This window comes from Rhizobium freirei PRF 81 (genome assembly GCF_000359745.1).
Lineage (GTDB): Bacteria > Pseudomonadota > Alphaproteobacteria > Rhizobiales > Rhizobiaceae > Rhizobium > Rhizobium freirei.
Map to the genome: position 1 here is coordinate 36,966 of NZ_AQHN01000020.1, position 6,106 is coordinate 43,071.

At 61.0% G+C, this 6,106-nt stretch carries 7 protein-coding genes; all 7 read left to right on the forward strand.

What is annotated here, in order from left to right; all coding sequences use genetic code 11:
• Position 1: 1 nt before the first annotated feature.
• The gene (locus RHSP_RS07300) at positions 2–664 is read left to right on the forward strand and encodes an ABC transporter ATP-binding protein (RefSeq protein ID WP_004111684.1); all 663 of its coding nucleotides are present in this window, start codon (positions 2–4) and stop codon (positions 662–664) included.
• Entirely contained in the window at positions 657–1,340 is a 684-nt protein-coding gene (locus RHSP_RS07305; RefSeq protein ID WP_004111687.1) for an ABC transporter ATP-binding protein, read from the forward strand. The genes RHSP_RS07300 and RHSP_RS07305 overlap by 8 nt, the downstream gene beginning before the upstream one ends.
• Positions 1,322–3,976: an ABC transporter permease gene (locus RHSP_RS07310; RefSeq protein ID WP_004111689.1), complete on the forward strand. Its 2,655-nt coding sequence runs from the start codon at positions 1,322–1,324 to the stop codon at positions 3,974–3,976. Before RHSP_RS07305 ends, RHSP_RS07310 begins: the two co-directional genes overlap by 19 nt.
• A complete protein-coding gene (locus RHSP_RS07315; RefSeq protein ID WP_240535377.1) occupies positions 3,973–4,308 on the forward strand; it encodes a DUF1344 domain-containing protein in 336 nt (111 codons plus the stop codon). Before RHSP_RS07310 ends, RHSP_RS07315 begins: the two co-directional genes overlap by 4 nt.
• Before the next feature lie 259 nt (positions 4,309–4,567).
• A complete protein-coding gene (locus tag RHSP_RS07320) occupies positions 4,568–4,957 on the forward strand; it encodes a hypothetical protein (RefSeq protein ID WP_004111693.1) in 390 nt (129 codons plus the stop codon).
• Positions 4,958–5,027: 70 nt separating this feature from the next.
• The gene (locus RHSP_RS07325; RefSeq protein WP_004111695.1) at positions 5,028–5,867 is read left to right on the forward strand and encodes a COG4705 family protein; all 840 of its coding nucleotides are present in this window, start codon (positions 5,028–5,030) and stop codon (positions 5,865–5,867) included.
• Positions 5,868–5,915: 48 nt separating this feature from the next.
• Positions 5,916–6,106 (forward strand): transposase (locus RHSP_RS33395; protein ID WP_157385312.1); only part of this gene is annotated, 191 nt, incomplete at its 3' end.

Genomic DNA, 6,106 nt, shown 5'->3' on the forward strand with positions numbered 1-6,106 from the left:
TATGCGTATGTTGGAGGCGACCGAGCTTTATCGCTTCTATCATGCAGGCGACGACGAAGTCGTGGCCTTGCGCGGGGTTGCCCTCGTCCTCGATGCCGGACAATTCACTGCGTTGAGAGGCCCGTCAGGCAGCGGGAAATCGACGCTGCTTGCCTGTCTTGCCGGGCTCGATGAGCCGGACGGCGGCGTGGTCACGGTTCTGGGAGAGCGCATGACTCGACGCCCCGAGTGGGAGCGAGCTCGGCTTAGGGCGCGCCATTTCGGAATGCTCATGCAGTCCGGAAATCTTTTCGATCACCTGACGGTGCGAGGCAACATCCGTCTGCAGATAGAGATTTCCGGCCACGGCCGATCGGATGAGATCGATAGCCTTCTCGACAGCCTGGGCCTGGATGGCTTGGCGGATGTCTTGCCCGCTCACCTTTCAGGCGGTGAGGCGGCGCGCGCTGGCCTGGCCGTGGCACTCGCGGCAAAACCGTCGATCTTGCTCTGCGATGAGCCGACCGCAGAGGTCGATGCAGCGACGGAACAACTCGTCATCGATCGTCTGATCGAAACTTGCCGCAACGGTGCCGCCATCCTGATCGTCACGCATAGCCCCGCGCTCGCCGCACGGGCCGATCGCATTGTCGACATCCGTGATGGAGGCATTGTGCATGGCTAGAACTTTACTTGTGGGCGCCGACCTTTGGCGCAGCTTCCAGCGTGAGCGAGGCGTCGTGTCGGCCGTTCAAGGCTGCTCTTTCAAGATTAGCGCCGGCGAAAACATCGCCATTATGGGACCGTCGGGCTGCGGAAAGACGACGCTTTTAAACCTGATCGCAGGGCTGGACATCCCGAGCTCAGGACAAGTGGAATGGCCTGGGCTTGGTTCGTCCGACACATTGCGCCCCGAGCGGATCGGCGTCGTCTTCCAATCCGCGAACCTCATGCCCGCGCTCACCGCCGTCGAGAACGTCAAGCTGCCGATCCTTCTCGGTAACGGTTGCGAAGCCCACGCTCGCGCCTTGACAGCGCTTGCCACTTTCGGGGTCGAGCTCCTTGCGCCGAAGCTTCCCGAGCAGCTCTCCGGCGGCCAGGCTGAACGGATCGCCGTAGCTAGAGCAATTGTAACCGATCCAGAATTGATTGTTGCCGACGAGCCGACGGGCCAACTCGATCAGGCCGGCGCTGCGATACTGGTAGACCGGCTACTTGCCTGGGGGCGCCAGACCGGAAGTGCCATCGTCGTCGCAACGCATGATGAGCGTGTGGCGGCAAAGATGAACCGCATCTGGCGGATGCGTCATGGCAAATTCGAAAGCATGGACGAGAGGCCCGCATGTACAGGCGCTGGTTGATCGGACTTATCCGAACCCGTTCCGGTCGCCTCGTCGGCACCATCGGCGGTGTAGCGCTGACGGTCGCCTTCATCGTATGCCTGGGCGCCTTTTTACAATCCAGCGCGACTGAGATGACGGCACGGTCCGCCGCCCAAGTGCCCGTCGACTGGCAGGTCCAGTCACTGCCGGGGGCAGATCATGGTGCAGTCGAGGCTGCGATCCGCTCGGCCGCGCCGGTTACCGGCTTGCAGTTGATCAACTATGCCGACGTACCAGGCTTTGAGGCGAGCACGGGAGGTACCGTGCAGACCGCGGGTGGCGGCGCGGTGCTTGGCATTGAACCGAGCTATTTCGACCAATTCCCCGGACAAGTTCGACGGCTGGTCGGGTCGGTCGATGGCATCCTGATAGCACAGCAGACTGCCGCCAACCTGCATGTCACGGTGGGGGATCAGGTTGTCGTCCACCGCTACCAGGCGCCTGATGTCAGGATGACGATCGCCGGCATCGTCGATTTGCCGAACGCCGATGCGATGTTTCAGGCGATCGGTCTCGCTTCCCGCGTCGCATCGCAAGCTCCGCCCGACAACGTCTTGCTGTTGCCGACAACCCAGTGGCGGCAGGTGTTCGAGCAGCAGGGTGCCAGCCGGCCCGATACCGTCAAGACTGAATTCCACGTCAAGCTCGATCACCGCGGCCTGCCCGCCGATCCGGTCGCCGCGAGCATCCGGGCAACTGAGCAAGGTCACAATTTCGAGGCCCGCATCGCGGGAACCGCGCTGCTTGCCAACAATCTGGCAGCTCGGCTGGGAGCGGTGCGCGAAGATGCCCTCTACGCGCGGCTGGTTTTCCTGTTCCTCGGCGCACCAGGAACAATCCTCGCCATTCTGCTGACGCTTGCCGTAGCGGGAGCTGGGCGGGACAAGCGCCGTCGCGACCAGGCGCTGCTGCGCTTGCGGGGAGCAACGGTAGATACAGTTCTTCGCTTGGCTGCCGCTGAAGCGGCAGTTGCGGGTATCGGCGGTGCGATCCTCGGTATTCTCCTTGCTGCTTTTGCCGCGAATTTCATCCTCCGGGTGGCACTCTTGCACAGCACAGCGTTTCCTTTTCTTAGCGCTGTGGCGGTGGCAGGGATCGCGCTTTCGCTCGCAGCGATCGTGATCCCTGCCTGGTGCGACACCCGCAGGTCGACCGTTGCGGCCGCGCGGCGGCCGGTCGGCCGTGACCGGACTCCGCTCTGGGCCCACTTCTATCTCGATCTGATACTGCTTGCGCTCTCTGCGGCGTTCTACTTGCGTTCAGCAGCGGGCGGATATCAGGTCGTTCTCGCGCCGGAGGGCGTGACGGCGACGGCGGTCGACTACACCGCCTTCCTCGCCCCTATGATGCTCTGGACAGGTCTAGCGCTGTTGGCCATGCGGCTCGTCGGGGCTGGGCTGCGGCAAGGACGACCTGTGATAGCCAAGGGCTTGCGACCCGTCGCCGGGCGTCTGTCGGATGTGGTGGCTGCGACCTTTGGGCGACAAGCCCGCCGACTGACTGCTGGCATCGGCCTGGCTGCGCTTGCTTTCGCCTTTGCATCGTCAACCGCGATTTTCAACGCAACCTATGAAGCCCAGGCGCGGGTTGACGCTGAACTTACCAACGGTGCCGATGTCACCGTCACGGGCACATCCGCCGCACCCGCCTCCCAAGTCCTCGGCAGTCTCTCCAGGTTACCGGGCGTGGCGGCGGCCCAGCCGATGCAACACCGATACGCATACGTCGGAACCGACCTTCAGGATCTCTATGGCATCGATCCGACACGCATCGGGACGGCTACGGCCATGTCCGACGCCTATTTCGCCAACGGCAATGCCAGAAGGACACTCGCCGACCTCACGCAAACGCCCGATGGTGTGCTGGTCTCCCAGGAAACCGTGAACGATTATCAGCTTAGCCGCGGCGACGGCATCAACCTTCGTCTGCAAAACGCGGCCGATCACCAATATCACGTCGTGCCCTTTCACATCGTGGGCGTGGTGCGCGAATTCCCGACCGCGCCCAAGGACTCGTTCCTGGTCGCTAACGCGGCTTACATCGCCCAGCAAACCGGTTCCTCAGCAAGCGAGATTGTTCTCATTCGATCGAGCGGTGATCCCGCCCGCGTCGCTTTGGCCGCCCGAAATGCGACTGCGGGCATCCCTGGACTCAAGGTCAGCCAGATCGGCGATGCCGTCGCCCTGATTGGGTCGAGCCTCACCGCAATTGATCTCGCCGGACTAACGCGGCTAGAACTTATCTTCGCCTTGGTCATGCTGGCCGCCTCGGGCGGACTGGTGCTTGGCCTTGGCTTTGCCGACCGCGAGCGCTCCTTCGCCGTTCTCGTTGCTCTAGGAGCCCGACCACGACAGCTCGGCGCCTTCCTCTGGAGTGAAGCGGCATTGGTTACTGGCAGCGGCATGGTCCTGGGTCTCGCGGCAGGCGTGCTGATTGCCTACGTGCTCGTCAAGCTGCTGACAGGGGTGTTCGACCCACCGCCCGAGACGCTTTCGGTGCCATGGCTCTATCTCGCAGCTCTTATCGTCACGACGGCGAGCGCGGCTCTGGTGGCCGCGACGGGCGAGGCAATACGCAGCGGGACACACGTCACAGAAAAGCTCAGAGGCGAGTGAGACTCTGTTTTCTCGCAACCATGCCGCCGTTGCGGGAAAAGATAAATTTTGGCGGCCGAGATCTTGAAAGGATTAAGCAAATCAAACCGCAAATGATCACGGCCGCGATGCTGGTGCTGGCGCCGATCAGCGCCGCATCTGCCGCCCAGACATCCGGCACGATCACCGCAATCAGCAAGAATGCCGATACGATCACTTTGTCGGACGGCAAGACTTACTCCCTGCCCGAAGGAATTGAAGACACCAAACTCCGCGTCGGCGATAAGGTCAAGCTAACCTATGCGGATAAGGGCGGTAAGGCGGTCATCTCCCATGTGATTCCGCAGAAATGAAGATTGCGGCGGCCAGTGCCATTACTGGCCGCCGCGTTCGCACGCAATTGGCACGCGGTTGTTTGCTATCAAGTGCTACGCCGGCATCCGCTCTAATTCTCAGCTAATTGAACCCGCGTAGTCAAAGCAGGCCAGCCGCACGCCGCCGGCAAAGGAGCGAACGTATCGCGCCACCGCGGCAGGCGCGGCACTCAACTGGCAAGGGGTGACACTGAAGTGATGGCTTCCTTGCACTTACAGAATTCAGGGATATCCACTGATGAGACAGATTTTTCTTGCCATCGCGCTTATTGCCGCTCCGGTGGCGGCTTTCACCGGTTTTGAGTTCTACACCAGCACCGCACCGGCCAAAGCCGCGGGCCTAGGCAATCTATCATCGTTCAAGACCATCATAGCTGACGTCCAGACCCTCACTTCCAAGGGCGATCTGGCCGGTGCCGCGAAGCGCATCACCGACTATGAGACGGCCTGGGACCAGGCAGAGACCGCGATCCGTCCGCTGAACCAGAACGACTGGAATAACATCGATGCCGCCTCCGACGCTGCCCTGAAGGCCCTTCGCCAATCGAGCCCGTCCGCGGAGAAGGCCAACAAGACCCTCGCCGCCCTCACGGCGGTTCTCAACAATCCGGCTCAGCCTGCTCAATAGCGGGCAACGAACCCTGTCACTCCGCAAACCGCCCTTCGAGACGTTCGACGCCTATTCAAGGATATGCACAATGTCTGTACCGACCACCAAAGCTGCTGTTTATAATCGCGTTCCCCGCGTCACGACCGACTTCTGGCTCATAAAACTAATGGCTGTCACCATGGGGGAAACGGCGGCCGACTATCTCAATGTGCAGATGGGTTTAGGGCTGACGACGACTTCACTGATTATGTCGGCAATCCTGGCGGCCGCATTGATCTGGCAGTTCGCGCAGAAGCGCTATGTTCCGGCCGCATACTGGCTGTCCGTGGTGCTGATCAGCATCGTCGGCACGTTGATCACCGACAACCTAGTCGACAATTTCCATGTGCCGCTGCTGGATACGACGATCGCTTTCTCGGGCGCCCTGGCGCTGACGTTCCTGCTGTGGTTTCGGACGGAGCGGACGCTTTCAATCCACTCTATCTTCACCGGCCGACGCGAGGCCTTCTATTGGCTGGCTATCCTGTTCACTTTCGCGCTCGGCACGGCGGCGGGTGACCTGGTGGCCGAAAAGTTCGCGCTGGGCTATCTGGCAACCGGCGTCCTGTTCGGGATGATTATCCTCTCGCTCGCCATCGGCTACTTCTTCCTCGACCTGGACCCGATACTCGGTTTCTGGCTGGTCTACATTCTGACCAGACCCTTAGGCGCCTCGTTCGGCGACTTGCTGTCCCAGCCCGCCCAGTATGGCGGCTTCGGCCTCGGCACGATCATAACGAGTGCAATCTTCCTCGCCACGATCGTCGCGATCGTCGCCTTCATGAGTCTGCGACATGAGGGCGAGGAACTAGTTGACGTCGATGAGGATGGCAAATTGGCAAAGTTCAGCCAAGGCGAAAGGTTTACGGTTGCCGAAGAAGAGCTTTAGGATGAAAACCCTATCACCTTGTTGATTATATTTTGCCTTTTTGAATCAATGTACTTGTTTGAAGGAGATTGGATCACGGCAGGGGAATTCTGGCTGGATGATTATCAGTGGGCAGCGATTGAACTGCTGTTACCGACGAACCAACCCGGAGCGCACCGCACCAACGACCGCCGCGTGATCAGTGGCATCATCCATGTATTGAAGTCTGGCTGCCGCTGGCAGGACTGCCCAGCCTGCTG

Bases quoted from the DNA above. Each gene is read 5' to 3' on its own strand.
- RHSP_RS07300 (WP_004111684.1), top strand. From the start codon at position 2: ATGCGTATGTTGGAGGCGACCGAGCTTTATCGCTTCTATCATGCAGGC.
- RHSP_RS07305 (WP_004111687.1), top strand. From the start codon at position 657: ATGGCTAGAACTTTACTTGTGGGCGCCGACCTTTGGCGCAGCTTCCAG.
- RHSP_RS07310 (WP_004111689.1), top strand. From the start codon at position 1,322: ATGTACAGGCGCTGGTTGATCGGACTTATCCGAACCCGTTCCGGTCGC.
- RHSP_RS07320 (WP_004111693.1), top strand. From the start codon at position 4,568: ATGAGACAGATTTTTCTTGCCATCGCGCTTATTGCCGCTCCGGTGGCG.
- RHSP_RS07325 (WP_004111695.1), top strand. From the start codon at position 5,028: ATGTCTGTACCGACCACCAAAGCTGCTGTTTATAATCGCGTTCCCCGC.